Below are 14,045 nucleotides of genomic sequence, written 5' to 3' on the forward strand. Positions count from 1 at the left end.
GCGGCCTGCGCCCGCCGCCGGCACTCTCACGGGCTCTGGCTGCCGCCAGGGCTGGCAATCCGACCTGGAGACCAGCAGCCATGACGGCTTACCTCTTGCGGCGCCTGTGGCAAATGATTCCCACCCTGCTGGGCGTCGTGCTGCTGGTGTTCTTCCTGTTCCGATGGTTCGGCGGTGACCCGGCCGAGATCCTGGGCGGCCAGAATGCGTCCGCCGACCAGATCCAGGCCATCCGCGAGCAGCTCGGCCTGAACCGTCCGGTCTGGGAGCAGCTGCTGATCTTCCTGAAGCAGATCGTCACCTTCAACTGGGGCCACAGCTGGGCCACCAACGAGTCCGTGGCGACGCTCTTCGCCACGCGCCTGCCCGCCACGCTGACGGTCATGCTGCCCATCCTCGTGCTGGAGGTGCTGCTGGCCATCCCCTTCGCGCTGGCCGTGGCCGCCGTGCGCGGCTCGCTGACCGACCGCGCCGTGATGGTGCTCAGCACCGTGGCGGTGTCGATCTCGCTGCTGGTCTACGTCATCGTCGGCCAGTACTTCTTCGCCTTCCGCCTGGGCTGGTTCCCGGTGCAGGGCTGGAGCGGCAGCACCTGGACGAACCTCACCACCTACGCACCGCTGCCGGTGATGGTGGCGGTGGCCGTGGCGCTGGCGCCCTACACGCGGCTGTACCGCAGCTTCTTCCTGGACGAGATCGGCCACGACTACGTCCGCACCGCCCGCGCCAAGGGCCTGCCCGAGCGCCGCATCCTGCTCAGGCACGTGCTGCGCAACGCGATGATCCCCATCCTCACCAACATCTCCGTGGCCCTGCCCGGCGTGTTCGTGGGCTCCTTCCTGCTGGAGGTCTTCTTCTCCATTCCCGGTCTCGGCCGTGAGCTGCTGCTGGCGGTGAACCGCAGCGACTACCCCGTGATCCAGGCCTTCGCCATCTACCTGGCCATGCTGACCATGGTGATCAATCTCCTGACGGACCTGCTCTACAAGGCCGTCGACCCCCGGGTGGTGTTGAAATGAGCCACCCCCTACCGGCTTCGCCGGCCTTGCAGGCCGCGTCAGGCCAGAGGCCCGGCCCCTCGAGAGGGCGCGCCCGCTGGCCCGGCAATGCCGGATCCTCGGGCGCCGCGCTGAGCGACAGCGTTCGCGTCGCATTGGTTTGCGGCCTGCGTGGATGAGTCCAATGAGTGCAACTGTGAACGCTTTGCCTGTGAATTCGAGCGCCGAGGCGCGCAGCTCCCAGGGCGTGTGGGCCGCGGCCTGGCGGCGTCTGCGGGCCGACCGCCTGGGCATGGCCTGCCTGTGGATCGTGTCCGCCTTCCTGGTTCTCGTGATCGCCACCGGCCTGGGTCTCGTCGCCTCGGGCTGGCAGAAGGAAGTGGGCGTGCCCAATGCGCCGCCCACCTTCATGGGCCCGGCGCCCGCGGAGGCGAGCCAGGCGGTGCAGGGACCCAAGGGCCCGAACGTCGACCTCAGCGACATCGACCCCCTCGCGCCCCGCTATGCCGAGTGGGACGCCAAGGCGGCCACCTTCAAGACCGAGGAGATCATCAAGCGCGAGACCCTGCCCTTCGGTGGCGACCGCCTGGGCCGCGACGTGCTGTCCAAGGTGCTCAAGGGCGCCGAAGTCTCCATCATGGTCGGCGTGCTGGCGGCCCTCGTCGCCACGCTGATCGGCACGGTGCTGGGCGCCCTCTCGGGCTTCTTCGGCCGACGCGTGGGGGACTTCCTCGAGTGGGTCTACAACGTCTTCACCGCGGTGCCGGACATCCTCTTGATCTTCGCCTTCGCGGCCATCTTCGGCCGCGGCGTGCTGCCGGTGGTGATGATCCTGGGCCTGGCGGGCTGGACCGGCGTCTACCGCCTCGTGCGGGCCGAATTCATGAAGCACTCCAGCCGCGAGTACGTGCGCGCGGCCGAGGCCATCGGCGCCTCGCAGGGCGCGCGCATGTTCCGCCACATCCTGCCCAATGTGTCCCACGTGACGCTCGTGCAGCTGTCCCTGCTGGTGGTGCGCTTCATCAAGGCCGAGGTGATCCTGTCCTACCTGGGCCTGGGCGTGAGCGTGGACCAGGTCTCCTGGGGCACGATGCTGGCCGAGGCGCAGAGCGAGCTGATCCTCGGCTACTGGTGGCAGCTGACCGCCGTGGCCCTGTGCATGGCGGTGTTCGTGACGGCGTTCGCGCTGTTCACCGACGCGCTGCGCGATGCGCTCGACCCCAAGCTGCGCGGTCTGGAGTGATGACCCACCCCCCACACGCTCCGCGCGCCCCCTCGACGGGGGCCAGCCCGCAGGCCCGGCACAGCCGGAGCCTCGGGCTGCACTCGGTTGAGTCCGATGGCGTCGGGGCCGAAACGAATGCGAGATGACATGCTGTTGAGTATCCAAGACCTCCAGGTCGCCTTCCGCATGGGCAAGCTGCGCGGCGAGATGCAGCGCCAGCAGGCCGTGAAGGGCATCAGCTTCGATGTCCCCGAGAACAGCACGGTGGCCCTGGTGGGCGAGTCCGGCTCGGGCAAGAGCGTCACGGCCATGTCCATCCTGAACCTGCTGCCGGACAACGCCGAGCGCAGTGGCCGCATCCTCTTCCAGGGCCGGGACCTGCTGCAGAGCGCGCCGCGCGAGCTGCAGGCCCTGCGTGGCCGCGAGATCGCCTGCGTGTTCCAGGATCCCATGAGCTCGCTCAACCCCGTCTTCACGGTGGGCGACCAGATCATGGAGCCGCTGATGCTGCACCTGGGGCTGAGCCGCCGCCAGGCGCTGGCGCGCGCCGAGGAGCTGCTGCACGAGGTGGGCATCCCCGACCCGAAGCGCCGCCTGCGCTCCTACCCCCATGAGATGTCCGGCGGGCAGCAGCAGCGCGTGATGATCGCGCTGGCGCTGTCCTGCGGCCCCAAGCTGCTGATCGCCGACGAGCCCACCACCGCGCTGGACGTCACCATCCAGCGTCAGGTCATGGAGCTGCTGGCGAGGCTGAAGGAAGCTCATCGCATGAGCCTGCTCTTCATCTCGCATGACCTCGGCGTCGTGGGCGAGATCGCCGACCACGTGGTCGTGATGCGTCACGGCCTCGTCCGCGAGCAGGCGCCGGTGGCGCAGATCTTCCAGGCTCCCAAGGACGCCTACACCCGCGCGCTGCTGGCCTGCCGCCCCTCGCTGCAGGACAACCCGGCGCGGCTGACGGTGATCGACGACCACATCGCCGGCCGCGCGGCCCGCCAGGCGGTCTCCGTCAAGGACCCGGACGCCCCCGTCATCCTCGAGGCGCGCGGTCTGCGCAAGAGCTTCTTCTTCCGCGAGGGCCTGTTCGGCCGCAAGGAGTTCCAGGCCGTCAAGGACGTCAGCTTCCGCTTGCGCAAGGGGCACACCCTGGGCGTGGTCGGCGAGTCCGGCTCCGGCAAGACGACCATGGGCCTCACGCTGCTGCGCCTGCACGAGCCGACCGGCGGCGAGGTGCTCTTCGAGGGGCGCGACCTGCTCAAGATGGGCGCCGCCGACTGGCAGCAGATGCGCCGCCGCATCCAGGTCGTGTTCCAGAACCCCTATGCCTCGCTCAACCCGCGCTTCACCATCGCCCAGACGCTGGTCGAGCCCATGGAGATCCATGACATCGGCGCGGACCACGAGGAGCGGCTGGAAATCGCCGCCAGCCTGCTGAAGAAGGTGGGCCTGGACGACTCGGCCCTGCCCAAGTACCCGCACGAGTTCTCCGGCGGCCAGCGCCAGCGCATCGCCATCGCGCGCTGCCTGACGCTCAAGCCCGAGGTGCTGGTGCTGGACGAGGCCGTGTCGGCGCTCGACGTGTCCGTGCAGGCGCAGGTGCTGAACCTGCTCAAGGACCTGCAGGACGAGTTCGGTCTCAGCTACATCTTCATCAGCCATGACCTGGCGGTGGTGCGCTTCATCTCCGACGAGGTGCTGGTGATGCAGCACGGCGACGTGGTCGAGCAGGCCGGCACCGCCGAGCTGCTGGCCGCGCCGAAGCAGGACTACACCCGGCGTCTGCTGGGCGCGGTGCCCCGCGGCTACCAGGGCGCCATTCCGTCGGCAGGCTGAACGGCCCATGCCACCCGGGCGGCAATTCGTCGCCCGGACCTCCGGCGCGGGCGCGGCTTCCCCTACAGTCGCGGCCATTCCAACTGATCTCCCCGGAGGACCCCATGAAGCGCATCGCCACCCTGACCGCCGTCACCCTGGCCGCCCTGCTGAGCACCGCCTGCGTCATTGCCCCGAACAGCGAGCGCGTGATCAGCGACCGCGAGGCCCTGACGCAGATGAGCGAGCAGGCCATCAAGACCTGCGGCGCCGGCAACGTCAAGGACGTGACGCACAAGAGCTTCACCTGCAAGTGAGGCGCTGTCATGCATGCGGCCTATGATGGCTGCATGCAAAGCCATGTGACCGCCAACGGCCTGCGAATCGCCGTCGACGACCAGGGGCCCCGCGGGGCCCCTGCGCTCTTGATGATCATGGGCCTGGGCATGCAGCTGATCGGCTGGCCCCAGGGCCTCGTGGACGCCCTCACCGCGCGCGACCTGCGCGTGGTCCGCTTCGACAACCGCGACATCGGCCTCAGCCAGCACCTGGACTCCCTGGGCCTGCCGCATGTGGGCTGGGCCTCGTTGAAGCACTTCCTGCACCTGCCGGTGCGCAGCCCCTACACCCTCGCCGACATGGCCCGCGATGCGCTGGGCGTGATGGATGCGCTCGAGCTGCGCCGCGCCCATGTGTGGGGCGCCTCCATGGGCGGCATGATCGCGCAGCACCTCGCGGACCAGGCACCCGAGCGGGTGCAGAGCCTGACCCTCATGATGACCACGACCGGCGCGCGCCACCTGCCCGGCCCCAGCTGGCCGGTCCGCCAGGCCCTGCTGGCGCGCCCGCCGCGCCGTGATGAGGCGACGCTGCAGAAGCACTTCGCGGCCCTGTACCGCCTGATCGGCAGCCCGGCCTATCCTGCACCGGAGGGCTGGCTGGAGGCCCGCGTCGTCGAGTCGCTGCGCCGCAGCGATCATCCGCAGGGCATGCTGCGCCAGCTGATGGCCGTGGTGGCCGACGACGACCGCACGCCGCTCGTGACCCGTGTGACGGCGCCCGCCCTCGTGATCCATGGCGAGGCCGACCCGCTGGTGCCCGTCGCCGCCGGACGGCACCTGGCCCGCCATCTGCGACAGGTGCAGACCGACTTCATTCCCGGCATGGGCCACGACCTGCCCGAAGCCCTGTGGCCGCGCTTTGCCGAGCGCGTGGCGGCGCTGGTCCATGGCGCCGGGGCCGCATGAGCGAGCCGGCCCTGCTCGAGGCCTGGCGCGGGACCTGCGAGGCGCTGGGCCTGCGGGACGGCGCAGGGCAAGACCTGACCCTGGGCCGTGCCCTGATCGCAGCGTGGTCTGAGCCTCAGCGGCACTACCACGCTCTGCAGCATCTTGAGGAGTGCCTCGCGGCCCTGGACCGCTGGCGTCACCTGGCCCAGTCACCCGAACTGCTGGCGCTGGCACTGTGGTTCCATGACGCCGTCTACGACCCGCAGGCGCGGGACAACGAGGCCCGCAGTGCCGCCTGGGCGCGGCAGTCGCTCCCGGCCCTGGGCCTGCCGGCCGATCAGGCCGAGCGCGTGGCGCAGCTGGTGCTGGCCACGCAGGACCACCGCGCGACGGACCCCGACATGGGCCTGCTGCTGGACCTCGACCTCGCCGTGCTCGCGGCGCCGGCGGCGCGCTATGCCGAGTACGAGCGGCAGATCCGTGCCGAGTACGCCTTCGTGCCCGAGCCCGACTTCCGGGCCGGTCGCCATCGCATCCTGGCCGGCTTTCTCGCGCGGCCGCGCCTGTTCGTGACCGACGCGCTGCACGCCGCCTGGGACGCCCCCGCCCGTGCCCATTTGCGGCAGGCCTGCGCCGCGCTGGCCTTGCCCTAGAGCGTCGAGGCGACGACGCGCCCGTCCTGCAGCTGCACCCGGGCCTCGCCGAAGCGCTCAAGGTCCTCGGCGTCGTGGGTGATCATCAGCAGCGGGATCTGCAAGCGCTCCAGCAGCGCCGACAGCTCCTGGCGCAGGCGCTCGCGCAGGGCCGGGTCCAGCGCCGCGAAGGGCTCGTCCAGCAGCAGCGCCCGCGGCTCCGTGATGAGGGCGCGGGCCAGGGCTGTGCGCTGGCGCTGTCCGCCCGAGAGCTGGTGCGGCCGCTGCGAGGCCACGCCCTCGAGTCCCATCAGGCCGAGCCAGTGGCGCACGCGCTCGTCCGCCCCGGTGCGCGAGGGGTTGCGCCAGCCTTGCTGCAGCCCGAAAGCGATGTTCTGCCGCACGTCGAGGTGCGGGAAGAGGGCGTAGTCCTGGAAGAGGTAGCCCAGGCGGCGTTCGCGACTCGGGCGGTCCAGCGGCTGTGCGCTGTCGAACAGCGTCTCGCCGGCCACGCGGATGAGGCCGTCGTCCGGCCGCAGCAGCCCGGCGACGGCCTGCAGCGTCAGGCTCTTGCCGGCGCCCGAGGGGCCGTGGATGACGAGGCGGCGGGCCGCGGTGCGCAGGTCCAGATCGAGGGCAAAACCTGACCCCATGGCGCCGCGCGGCGCCGGCATGCGGCGGCGGATCCGGAGCTCGAAGCTCATGCGCGCTCCCGGCTGGGTGGCGCCAGGCGGCTCGCCGCCACCAGCACGGCCACGCAGCAGATCGAGGTGATCCCCACCAGCAGCTGCGCGGTGGCGTCCTGCCCGGCCTGCACGGCTTCGTAGATGGCGATGGAGAGCGTCTGCGTCTGGCCCGGGATGCTGCCCGCCACCATGAGCGTGGCGCCGAACTCGCCCAGGGCGCGGGCAAAGGCCAGCAGCAGGCCGGCCAGGATGCCGCGCCAGGCCAGCGGCAGGCTCACGCGGCAGAAGACGGCCCATTCGCTCAGGCCCAGCACGCGCGCGGCCTGCTCCAGCTGCGGATCGACCTGCTCGAAGGCGCTGCGGGCCGCCTTGAGCACCAGCGGAAAGGCCACCAGCGCCGCGGCAATCACGGCGCCCTGCCAGGTGAAGATGAGGCGGATGCCGAAGGTGTCGAAGAGCCAGGCGCCCAGCCAGCCCTTGCGGCCGACGAGCACCAGCAGGTAGTAGCCCAGCACCGTCGGCGGCAGCACGAGGGGCAGGGTCAGGAGCGCGTCCAGCAGCTCGCGGCCGGGGAAACGCCAGCGCGCCAGGGCATAGCCCAGCGCCGTGCCCAGCACCAGGTTCAGGCCGGTCGCCCACAGCGCCACCTTCAGCGACAGGCCCAGGGCGATCAGGGCCTCAGGCATGGGAGGCGAGCCGTGACGGACGGGCGAGACGGGGCATGGACGGACCGCGGATGATGGAGGAGCAGCCTCGCAATATACCGCCCCGCATAACGGTGGCGGTGGCGCGGTGTCAGGCCAGCAGCTTCAGCAGGCGCTGGATCTGGGGCCGGCAATGGGTCTGCGCCTCGGCCTCGATGCCGCGGTAGAGCGCCAGCAGCTGCCGGCCGCTGGGGCTGAGCTCGCTGCCCCCGCCCTGCGCACCACCGACGGCGGTGACCACGGCCGGCTGCTTCAGGGAACGGTTGAGCTCGTCGATCAGCGCCCAGGCCCGGCGGTAGGACATGCCCAGCGCCTTGGCCGCCGCCGTGATGGAGCGCGTCTCGTCCAGCGCCTCGAGCAGCGCGATCTTGCCGGGGCCGATGGCGATGGTGTCGTCCACCGTCACGCGCATGCGCAGCCGGAGCTGGGGTTTGCTGACACTCATGCCGCGGCTCAGGGCTTGCCGGCGAGCTTCTGCAGCACGATCACGACTCGATAGTCCGCCGGGTTGGGCGGCTTGCGGGTGTCGGGGCGGGGCTCGAGGCTCTTGAGCTTCAGGCGGTAGCCGCCGGCGCTCACGGCCTCCTCGGACCAGGGCAGCGTCACCAGCTGCCCCTCGCCTTCGTTGGGCTGCACCCAGACCATCGCCTGGGCGGTGCCGGCGCTGATGCAGTGCACATTGGCCGGGCAGCGCTGGTCACGGTAGCCGACGAACTGGATCTGCAGCGTGCCCGCTGCATCGCCGCCGGCGGCCTGGAACTTGAGGCTCAGCGTTTCCTCGGCGGGCGCGGCCAGGGCCGTGCTGCCGGCAAGGGTCAGGGCGGCCGCCAGGGCCAGTCGTGAAGACAGGGCAGTCATCGAGGCATCCTTTCATCGGACAGGCCTGCATTCTGGCACCGCTGGCGGTGAGGGCGGACGGCCTCGCGTCGGTCCTCCGCTAAGCTCCAGGGTCCGCGCCTGCGCCGCAGGCTGCCCCGTTCAGGAGAGACATGGACCCCAGCGCCGCATCCGCCCGCGTCTTCGACCAGCTGGCCGAGCTGTACCAGAGCAAGTACATGGACCTCGACCTCTACGACGAGACCTACGCGCGGCTCGCCCACGCGCTGCGCGCCGGCGCGCGCGTGCTGGACGCGGCCTGCGGCCCCGGCACGGTGGCGCGGCGCCTCATGGCCTGGCGTCCGGACCTGCAGTGGCTGGGCGTGGACCTCGCGCCGCGCATGGTCGAGCTCGCCCGCGCGGCCGTGCCGTCGGCACGCTTCGAGGTGGGCGACTGCCGCGCGCTGCCGGGGGTGGACGGCAGCTGGGACGCCATCGTCTGCGCCTTCGGCCTGCCCTACCTGGAGCCCCGTGAGGCCGAGGCCTTCATCGCGCAGGCGGCCCGGCTGCTGAAGCCGGGCGGGTGCCTGTACCTCAGCACGCAGGGCGGTCGCCCGGAGGACTCCGGCCCGCAGCGCAGCAGCCGCGGGGACATCGTCCACGTGTACTTCCACCCCATGGACGGCCCCGCGGGCGTCGGGGCGTGGCTGGACGCCGCAGGCCTCGACGTGCAGACCCAGGCCCCGCTGCCCTGCCCGGTCAACGCGACGGTGCAGACGAGCGACTGGTACTGCATCGCCCGCAAGCGGCCGCCGCGGGTATGAACGCCGCGGCCACCTGCTTCCTCATCGGCGCCGCCTGCAGCGCGCTCGCCGCCTTGCTGCACCTCGGCTGCATCGCCTTCGGGGCGCCCTGGTATCGCTTCTTCGGCGCCGGGCAGTCCATGCTGCGCCTCGTCGCGGCCGGGCGGCCGCTGGCCACCGGCATCACCCTCGGGATCACCGCCGTGCTGGCCCTGTGGTCCGCCTATGCGCTCGCCGCCGCCGGCGTGCTGCCGGCCCTGCCTCTGCAGGCGCAGGCCTTGCCGGCGATCTGTGCCGTGTACCTGGCGCGCGGCGCGCTGGGCTTCGTCCTCGCGACGCGGGACCGGGACCCGACGCGCAGCGTGGCATTCTGGCGCTGGAGTTCCGCCCTCTGCCTGGCGGTGGGCGGTGTCCATCTGGTCGGCCTGCTGGCGGGGCCGTAGTCGGGCGGTGGCGGCCCGCGAGCCGCCCATGAGCCCTCTTGCAAGGAGTTCCCATGATCGACCACCTCAGCCTCGTCGTCCGCGACTACGCCCGGAGCAAGGCCTTCTACCAGCAGGCGCTGGCGCCCACCGGCCACGCGCGCGTCGTCGAGCTGCCCGGGGCGCCGGGCGCGGCCTCGCCCAGCGCCGGCTTCTGCCATGAGGACGGCAGCGACCTGTGGATCCGCCAGGGTGAGCCCGTCACGACGCCGCTCCATCTGGCCTTCCGCGTGCCCGATCGGGCGGCGGTGGAGGCCTTCCATCGCGCGGCCCTCGCCGCCGGCGGGCGGGACCACGGTCCGCCCGGGCTGCGGCCTCACTACCATCCGCACTACTACGGCGCCTTCGTGCTGGATCCGGACGGGCACAACCTCGAGGCCGTCTGCCACGCGCCGCCGCCCGCGGCGCCCTGAGCCCGCCGCCGGACCCCTCACTCGCTGACTGGAGCCCGCCATGGCCTGGACCGTGACCTCGCTGCTTCGCCTCTCCCGACGTGTCGGCCTCCTCGGCCTGCTGCTGCTCGCGGGGGGGCTGACCCACGCCCAGCCCCTGCCCGGCCGCTGGCACCTGGAGGTCCTCGACCCACAGCAGCGTCCCGTGGTCAAGCTGACCGTCCGCTTCAGCGACGTGCGGGCGGACTCGTGCCTGGGCCTGGGGGAGGGAGTCAAGGTGCTGCCCTGGCACCAGCTCATCGTGGAATCGGCGGCGGCTTCCGACGAGGCCTTCTTCCCCTCCAAGGACCCGCTCGCCTTCGCCCGGGACGGCGACGCGCTGACCCTCGGCCGCGTGGCGGCCTGCGATGCCTACCGCCTGCTGCGGGGCTCCGTGGCCCAGGGGACGGGCCGCTACGTCTCGCTGGGCAAGGGCGGTGAGCGGGTGCTGGGATCCTTCAGGCTGACCCGCCTGAAGTGACGGGCGCGGCGGGTCGTCGCATCACCAGGGCAGCGCTTCGCCGGTGTAGCTGAAGAAGCCGCCGCTGTCCGGCGACTGCAGCCCGTCGAGGACGCTCAGCAGCTCCGCGGCCGCCGTGGCCGGCGGGCGCCCGAGTTCGCCGCCGCGGAAGGGGGCGGACAGCGCCGACGCGACCGTGCCGGGATGCAGGGCGGCGACGAGGGCGCCGGGGTGGCTGCGTCGCAGTTCGATGGCGGCCGTGCGGATCAGCATGTTCAGCGCCGCCTTGGACGCGCGGTAGCCGTACCAGCCCCCCAGGCGGTTGTCGCCGATGCTGCCCACCTTGGCGGAGAGCATGGCCAGGCGGCCGCAGTGCCGGTCGAGCAGGGGCGTGAAGTGATGCAGCAGCAGCGCGGGCCCGAAGGTGTTGGCCGCGAAGATCGCCTGCAGCGACGCCAGCCGCAGGTCGCCCAGCTTCTTCTCGGGCATGAGGCCCGGCCCATGCAGCCGTCCGGCCGCGTTGATGATCAGCTGGAAGGGGCCTTGCTCCGCCAGCTGCTGCGCGGCGGCGGCGACGCCGGCCTCGTCCAGCAAGTCCAGCGCGGGGTCGGACTGCCGGTGCAGGCCGAGGGCCGTGGCGCAGCGGGGATCGGCCTGCAGCTGGTCCAGCAGGGCCGCGCCGATGGCACCGCGCGCGCCGATCACCAGCGCCTGGTAGCCCTCGGGCAGTGAATGCAGGGTCTGCGCCATCAGCGCCAGCCTTGCTGCCAGCGGGTGGCGTCCCGCAGTTCCCGCCAGGGGATGCGGCGGGCGCGGCCGGAATGCACGGCCTCGATCTCCACCCATGCCAGCGTCGCCTCGGGGGGCTCCGGCTGCACGAGGGCCGAGACGAGGAAGTGCTTCTCGCGGTCCTGCGGCACGACGGCCGTCCATTTGCTCAGCAGCAGTTTCTTGGGGTGCACGGCGTTCATCGGCGGCACCTTAGCCCAGCCTGCGCTGCCTTGCCGGCCGGCGGGAAATGAACCCCGCCCCCGGTCGGTCATGCCGGCCGCGAGCAGGGCGCTCGGCACAATGGCCACCCCTGCGGTTCCGGATTCCTCCATGCATTCCTCTCTTCCCGTCGCCGTGATCGGCGCCGGCCTGGCCGGCCTCAGCTGCGCGAGCGCCCTGCGCCGCGCGGGGCTTGACGTCCGGGTGTTCGACAAGAGCCGCGGCCCCGCCGGCCGCATGAGCACCCGCCGAGGCGAGGGCTGGGCCTGCGACCACGGGGCGCAGTACTTCACCGCCCGGGATCCGCGCTTCCAGGCGGAGGTGGCGCACTGGGAAGCGGCCGGCGTGGCCGCCCCCTGGTCACCGCGCCTGGCGGTGCTGGGCGGCGCCGGCGGCCATCGCCCCGACACCGGGCTGCGGCGCTGGGTCGGCGTGCCTGCCATGACGGCGCCGGCGCGTTGGCTGGCGTCGTCGTTGCCGCTCACCACCGAGTCGACGGTGACGGCCCTGCGGCGCACCGAGGCCGGCGCGTGGCAGCTCCAGACCGCCGAGGCTGGCTGGCGGGCCGACGCGTTCCGGGCGCTCGTCCTCGCCCTGCCCGCGCCGCAGGCTGCCGCGCTGCTGCAGCCGCATGCGCCCTCGCTGCATGAGGTGTGCACCGCCGTGCGCATGCGCGGCTGCTGGGCGCTGATGCTGCAGTACGACGCCCCGCTGCCGCTGCCCTTCGACGCCGCCTTCGTCAATCAGGGCCCGCTGCGCTGGATCGCGCGCAACAGCAGCAAGCCGGGCCGCAGTGGCGCCGAAAGCTGGCTGCTGCATGCGGAGGCGGAGTGGAGCGAGGCGCATCTGTCCGAGCCGCCCGAGCGGGTGATGGCGCCGCTGCTCGAGGCCTTCGCCACGCACGGCGGCCCCCCGCCCACCGCCGCGTCCCTTCACCGATGGCGTTACGCCGACAGCGCCCCGGCGCTGGACCTGGGCTGCGCCTGGCAGCCCGAAGCGGGCCTCGGGCTGTGTGGCGACTGGCTCCATGGCGGCAAGGTCGAGGGCGCCTGGCTCAGTGGGTGGCGGGTGGCGGAGGCGGTGCTGCAGGGGGGGCTGAGGGCCGTCGAGGGAGGGCGGGTGTGAAGCGGGAGCGGTGCTTCGAGTGGCTGAACCCGGCGCCTCGAGGCCGTCGGTCCACGTTGACGCTGCGCCGCGAGCGACGGGTTAGCCCGCCTGTCCGCACGCAGCCAGCGTTTGCGCTGAACAAGCCGCTTCATTTCCTGGGAAAGATATCGCGAAGCCGCTTCAGCCCCTTGAGGTCGAACTGCCGACTTGCTTTGCGCATCGAGATGACCGTTGCCACCAGGAAGCCAATGAACGCGGCAACTGCGACGGAGCCAAGGCCGCTGTCGGGGACAAGAACGTAGACAGCCATGGTCGCAAATGCAACGAGTCTCACGATGCCGGTGATCGATGGCATTGAATTTTCCAGACGCAAGCGAAACATCACTTCGAGTCAACGGCTGAGAGATTCGAAAGCAGCGCAGAGAGCGCGTCAACGGGCTGAGAATTCAGAGATATTGCAAATCGCAACTGAGGTCCTCCTACCACTCCCGTCGACCCGACCTTACCGATGACCTGCCCCCGCACAACGAATGCACCGTCCCCCACTGAAATTCGAGATAGGTGGCTATAGGTGGTCACAATTCCGTTCGCGTGCCGAATCTTGATTTGCAGGCCGTATGGAATCACGAATTCGGCTACTTCCACCACGCCCGCAGCGACGGCGACGACCGGTGAGCCGATATCCGCCAAGAGGACGGCCGCTTTGTCTTTTGAGAATGCAACTGATCTTGGAAGACCAAACGGAGCTGGGTTTGTGGCAGGCGACGCATACCTAATCGAATATCCAGACTGAATGGGAAGAATCAGCTTGTCCGGGAGAATTGTCGCCCGAGAGTTCTCGATGTTGCGCGCGCTGATTATCTGCATTGCCATGAAGGCGACGAAGCCAAGTACGACAGCTGCAAGTGACAGTTGAAATGCACGCCAGATCAAGACGCGAAGCAAGCTGAGCGCTTGCGTCCGTAGGAGTTTCGGGAAGATGTTCAGTTTCAATACAGCCACGCCAATACCAGAGAACACCAGTAAAGCGAGTGAGGCAAATGCGAGCGGAGTGGAGATGGCAGAGAGTGCCTCCAACAGTTGGGGTGACATGGATATCCCTTGTGATGCCTAAAGTTGGAGTTCAGCCGCGAGCGACGGCTTGCCGACGCGCGTCGGCTCGAGCGACTGGTTAGGCCGCACGATACCAAGCACCGGTACGAAACGTTTCCGGAATTTCCTGGGACCAAGGGTCGTCGAAGCCAAGCGCGGAAAGCTCTTCAAACCAACGATCGCGCAACGACTCCGGCAGCTTGGAGCCGCACCATGGGCAGAAGCGGATTGACATGGAACTTGAACCTCCATCATGGATGAGCAAGCCGTACTCACGGAAGCGGTCGGAGTAGCCAATATGCCCGTCTGGGCAGGCCTCAGGCTTTGAGTGAGCTGCGCTGTAGAGCTCCACTTGGCGGTTCATCGCGTCGCAGCAATGTTTCTGCATTTGCGGCCCAACGTGTTATGGGGAGATAGACACTGCTGCATAACATCGGTGCCGCCCGTAAAACAACATCGAGGCAATCCCTCTCAAGCCTTTGATTCATCGGCGATTTCTCCCGATCTGCAGTCGCGCCGAGGGTACTAAAGAATTTCGCAAAAGCGGCACGGGTTACAACTGATGCGACGCCTCAAGC

The 14,045-nt window shown here is 70.3% G+C and carries 20 protein-coding genes; 11 read left to right on the plus strand and 9 right to left on the minus strand.

Going from position 1 to position 14,045, the window contains the following annotated elements; all coding sequences use genetic code 11:
- The first annotated feature begins 80 nt into the window (after positions 1 to 80).
- The 6 genes from QRD43_RS02695 (at position 81) to QRD43_RS02720 (ending at position 5,917) form a co-directional block, all read left to right on the plus strand.
- The gene (locus QRD43_RS02695; RefSeq protein WP_285980929.1) at positions 81 to 1,019 is read left to right on the plus strand and encodes an ABC transporter permease; all 939 of its coding nucleotides are present in this window, start codon (positions 81 to 83) and stop codon (positions 1,017 to 1,019) included.
- Between the two features lie 163 nt (positions 1,020 to 1,182).
- Positions 1,183 to 2,241 (plus strand): ABC transporter permease, encoded by a 1,059-nt coding sequence (locus QRD43_RS02700; RefSeq protein ID WP_285980930.1) that lies wholly within the window; start codon positions 1,183 to 1,185, stop codon positions 2,239 to 2,241.
- A 129-nt stretch (positions 2,242 to 2,370) separates the two neighbouring features.
- On the plus strand, positions 2,371 to 4,056 hold the full coding sequence (locus QRD43_RS02705; RefSeq protein ID WP_285980931.1) for an ABC transporter ATP-binding protein: 1,686 nt from the start codon (positions 2,371 to 2,373) through the stop codon (positions 4,054 to 4,056).
- Between the two features lie 104 nt (positions 4,057 to 4,160).
- Positions 4,161 to 4,352, plus strand: a complete 192-nt coding sequence (locus tag QRD43_RS02710) for a hypothetical protein (RefSeq protein ID WP_285980932.1) — start codon at positions 4,161 to 4,163, stop codon at positions 4,350 to 4,352.
- Positions 4,353 to 4,385: 33 nt separating this feature from the next.
- The gene (locus QRD43_RS02715; protein ID WP_285980933.1) at positions 4,386 to 5,282 is read left to right on the plus strand and encodes an alpha/beta fold hydrolase; all 897 of its coding nucleotides are present in this window, start codon (positions 4,386 to 4,388) and stop codon (positions 5,280 to 5,282) included.
- The gene (locus QRD43_RS02720; RefSeq protein WP_285980934.1) at positions 5,279 to 5,917 is read left to right on the plus strand and encodes an HD domain-containing protein; all 639 of its coding nucleotides are present in this window, start codon (positions 5,279 to 5,281) and stop codon (positions 5,915 to 5,917) included. Before QRD43_RS02715 ends, QRD43_RS02720 begins: the two co-directional genes overlap by 4 nt.
- Here QRD43_RS02720 and QRD43_RS02725 read toward each other — a convergent pair.
- The 4 genes from QRD43_RS02725 to QRD43_RS02740 all read right to left on the minus strand — a co-directional run bounded on the left by QRD43_RS02725 (position 5,914) and on the right by QRD43_RS02740 (position 8,144).
- Complete coding sequence (locus tag QRD43_RS02725) at positions 5,914 to 6,600, minus strand: sulfate/molybdate ABC transporter ATP-binding protein (RefSeq protein WP_285980935.1); 687 nt, start codon at positions 6,598 to 6,600, stop codon at positions 5,914 to 5,916. The genes QRD43_RS02720 and QRD43_RS02725 overlap by 4 nt on opposite strands.
- Positions 6,597 to 7,268 (minus strand): molybdate ABC transporter permease subunit, encoded by a 672-nt coding sequence (modB, locus tag QRD43_RS02730; RefSeq protein WP_285980936.1) that lies wholly within the window; start codon positions 7,266 to 7,268, stop codon positions 6,597 to 6,599. Before modB ends, QRD43_RS02725 begins: the two co-directional genes overlap by 4 nt.
- A gap of 109 nt (positions 7,269 to 7,377) precedes the next feature.
- Positions 7,378 to 7,731, minus strand: coding sequence for a winged helix-turn-helix domain-containing protein (locus QRD43_RS02735; RefSeq protein WP_285980937.1), 354 nt, complete (start codon positions 7,729 to 7,731; stop codon positions 7,378 to 7,380).
- Between the two features lie 8 nt (positions 7,732 to 7,739).
- Positions 7,740 to 8,144 carry a hypothetical protein gene (locus tag QRD43_RS02740; protein WP_285980938.1) on the minus strand — a complete coding sequence of 135 codons (405 nt, stop codon included), beginning with the start codon at positions 8,142 to 8,144 and terminating at the stop codon, positions 7,740 to 7,742.
- 131 nt (positions 8,145 to 8,275) lie between these two features.
- Here QRD43_RS02740 and QRD43_RS02745 point away from each other — a divergent pair, with 131 nt between their 5' ends.
- Genes QRD43_RS02745 through QRD43_RS02760 form a run of 4 tightly spaced genes read left to right on the plus strand, consistent with a single transcriptional unit; the run spans position 8,276 to position 10,299 of the window.
- Positions 8,276 to 8,926: a class I SAM-dependent DNA methyltransferase gene (locus tag QRD43_RS02745; protein ID WP_285980939.1), complete on the plus strand. Its 651-nt coding sequence runs from the start codon at positions 8,276 to 8,278 to the stop codon at positions 8,924 to 8,926.
- Positions 8,923 to 9,348 (plus strand): hypothetical protein, encoded by a 426-nt coding sequence (locus QRD43_RS02750; RefSeq protein ID WP_285980940.1) that lies wholly within the window; start codon positions 8,923 to 8,925, stop codon positions 9,346 to 9,348. The genes QRD43_RS02745 and QRD43_RS02750 overlap by 4 nt, the downstream gene beginning before the upstream one ends.
- 53 nt (positions 9,349 to 9,401) lie before the next feature.
- On the plus strand, positions 9,402 to 9,800 hold the full coding sequence (locus tag QRD43_RS02755; RefSeq protein ID WP_285980941.1) for a VOC family protein: 399 nt from the start codon (positions 9,402 to 9,404) through the stop codon (positions 9,798 to 9,800).
- Between the two features lie 40 nt (positions 9,801 to 9,840).
- Positions 9,841 to 10,299, plus strand: a complete 459-nt coding sequence (locus QRD43_RS02760; protein ID WP_285980942.1) for a hypothetical protein — start codon at positions 9,841 to 9,843, stop codon at positions 10,297 to 10,299.
- A gap of 21 nt (positions 10,300 to 10,320) precedes the next feature.
- Here the strand turns inward: QRD43_RS02760 and QRD43_RS02765 are convergent, their stop codons facing one another.
- Both QRD43_RS02765 and QRD43_RS02770 read right to left on the minus strand, forming a co-directional pair.
- Entirely contained in the window at positions 10,321 to 11,028 is a 708-nt protein-coding gene (locus QRD43_RS02765; RefSeq protein ID WP_285980943.1) for an SDR family NAD(P)-dependent oxidoreductase, read from the minus strand.
- Positions 11,028 to 11,249 carry a TIGR02450 family Trp-rich protein gene (locus tag QRD43_RS02770; RefSeq protein ID WP_285980944.1) on the minus strand — a complete coding sequence of 74 codons (222 nt, stop codon included), beginning with the start codon at positions 11,247 to 11,249 and terminating at the stop codon, positions 11,028 to 11,030. The genes QRD43_RS02765 and QRD43_RS02770 overlap by 1 nt, the downstream gene beginning before the upstream one ends.
- Before the next feature lie 130 nt (positions 11,250 to 11,379).
- Between QRD43_RS02770 and QRD43_RS02775 the strand changes: the two genes are divergently transcribed.
- On the plus strand, positions 11,380 to 12,393 hold the full coding sequence (locus tag QRD43_RS02775; protein ID WP_285980945.1) for an NAD(P)/FAD-dependent oxidoreductase: 1,014 nt from the start codon (positions 11,380 to 11,382) through the stop codon (positions 12,391 to 12,393).
- A 130-nt stretch (positions 12,394 to 12,523) separates the two neighbouring features.
- On the opposite strand, the gene QRD43_RS02780 is transcribed toward QRD43_RS02775, so the two are convergent.
- From QRD43_RS02780 to QRD43_RS02790, 3 genes are all read right to left on the minus strand, one after another.
- Positions 12,524 to 12,730 (minus strand): hypothetical protein, encoded by a 207-nt coding sequence (locus tag QRD43_RS02780; RefSeq protein WP_285980946.1) that lies wholly within the window; start codon positions 12,728 to 12,730, stop codon positions 12,524 to 12,526.
- A gap of 26 nt (positions 12,731 to 12,756) precedes the next feature.
- Positions 12,757 to 13,467 carry a M23 family metallopeptidase gene (locus tag QRD43_RS02785; RefSeq protein WP_285980947.1) on the minus strand — a complete coding sequence of 237 codons (711 nt, stop codon included), beginning with the start codon at positions 13,465 to 13,467 and terminating at the stop codon, positions 12,757 to 12,759.
- A gap of 79 nt (positions 13,468 to 13,546) precedes the next feature.
- Positions 13,547 to 13,855, minus strand: coding sequence for a DUF6980 family protein (locus QRD43_RS02790; protein WP_434063817.1), 309 nt, complete (start codon positions 13,853 to 13,855; stop codon positions 13,547 to 13,549).
- Positions 13,856 to 14,045: the final 190 nt, after the last annotated feature.

This window comes from Roseateles subflavus, assembly GCF_030285365.1.
In the GTDB taxonomy this organism is placed as follows: Bacteria; Pseudomonadota; Gammaproteobacteria; order Burkholderiales; family Burkholderiaceae_C; genus Roseateles_B; species Roseateles_B subflavus.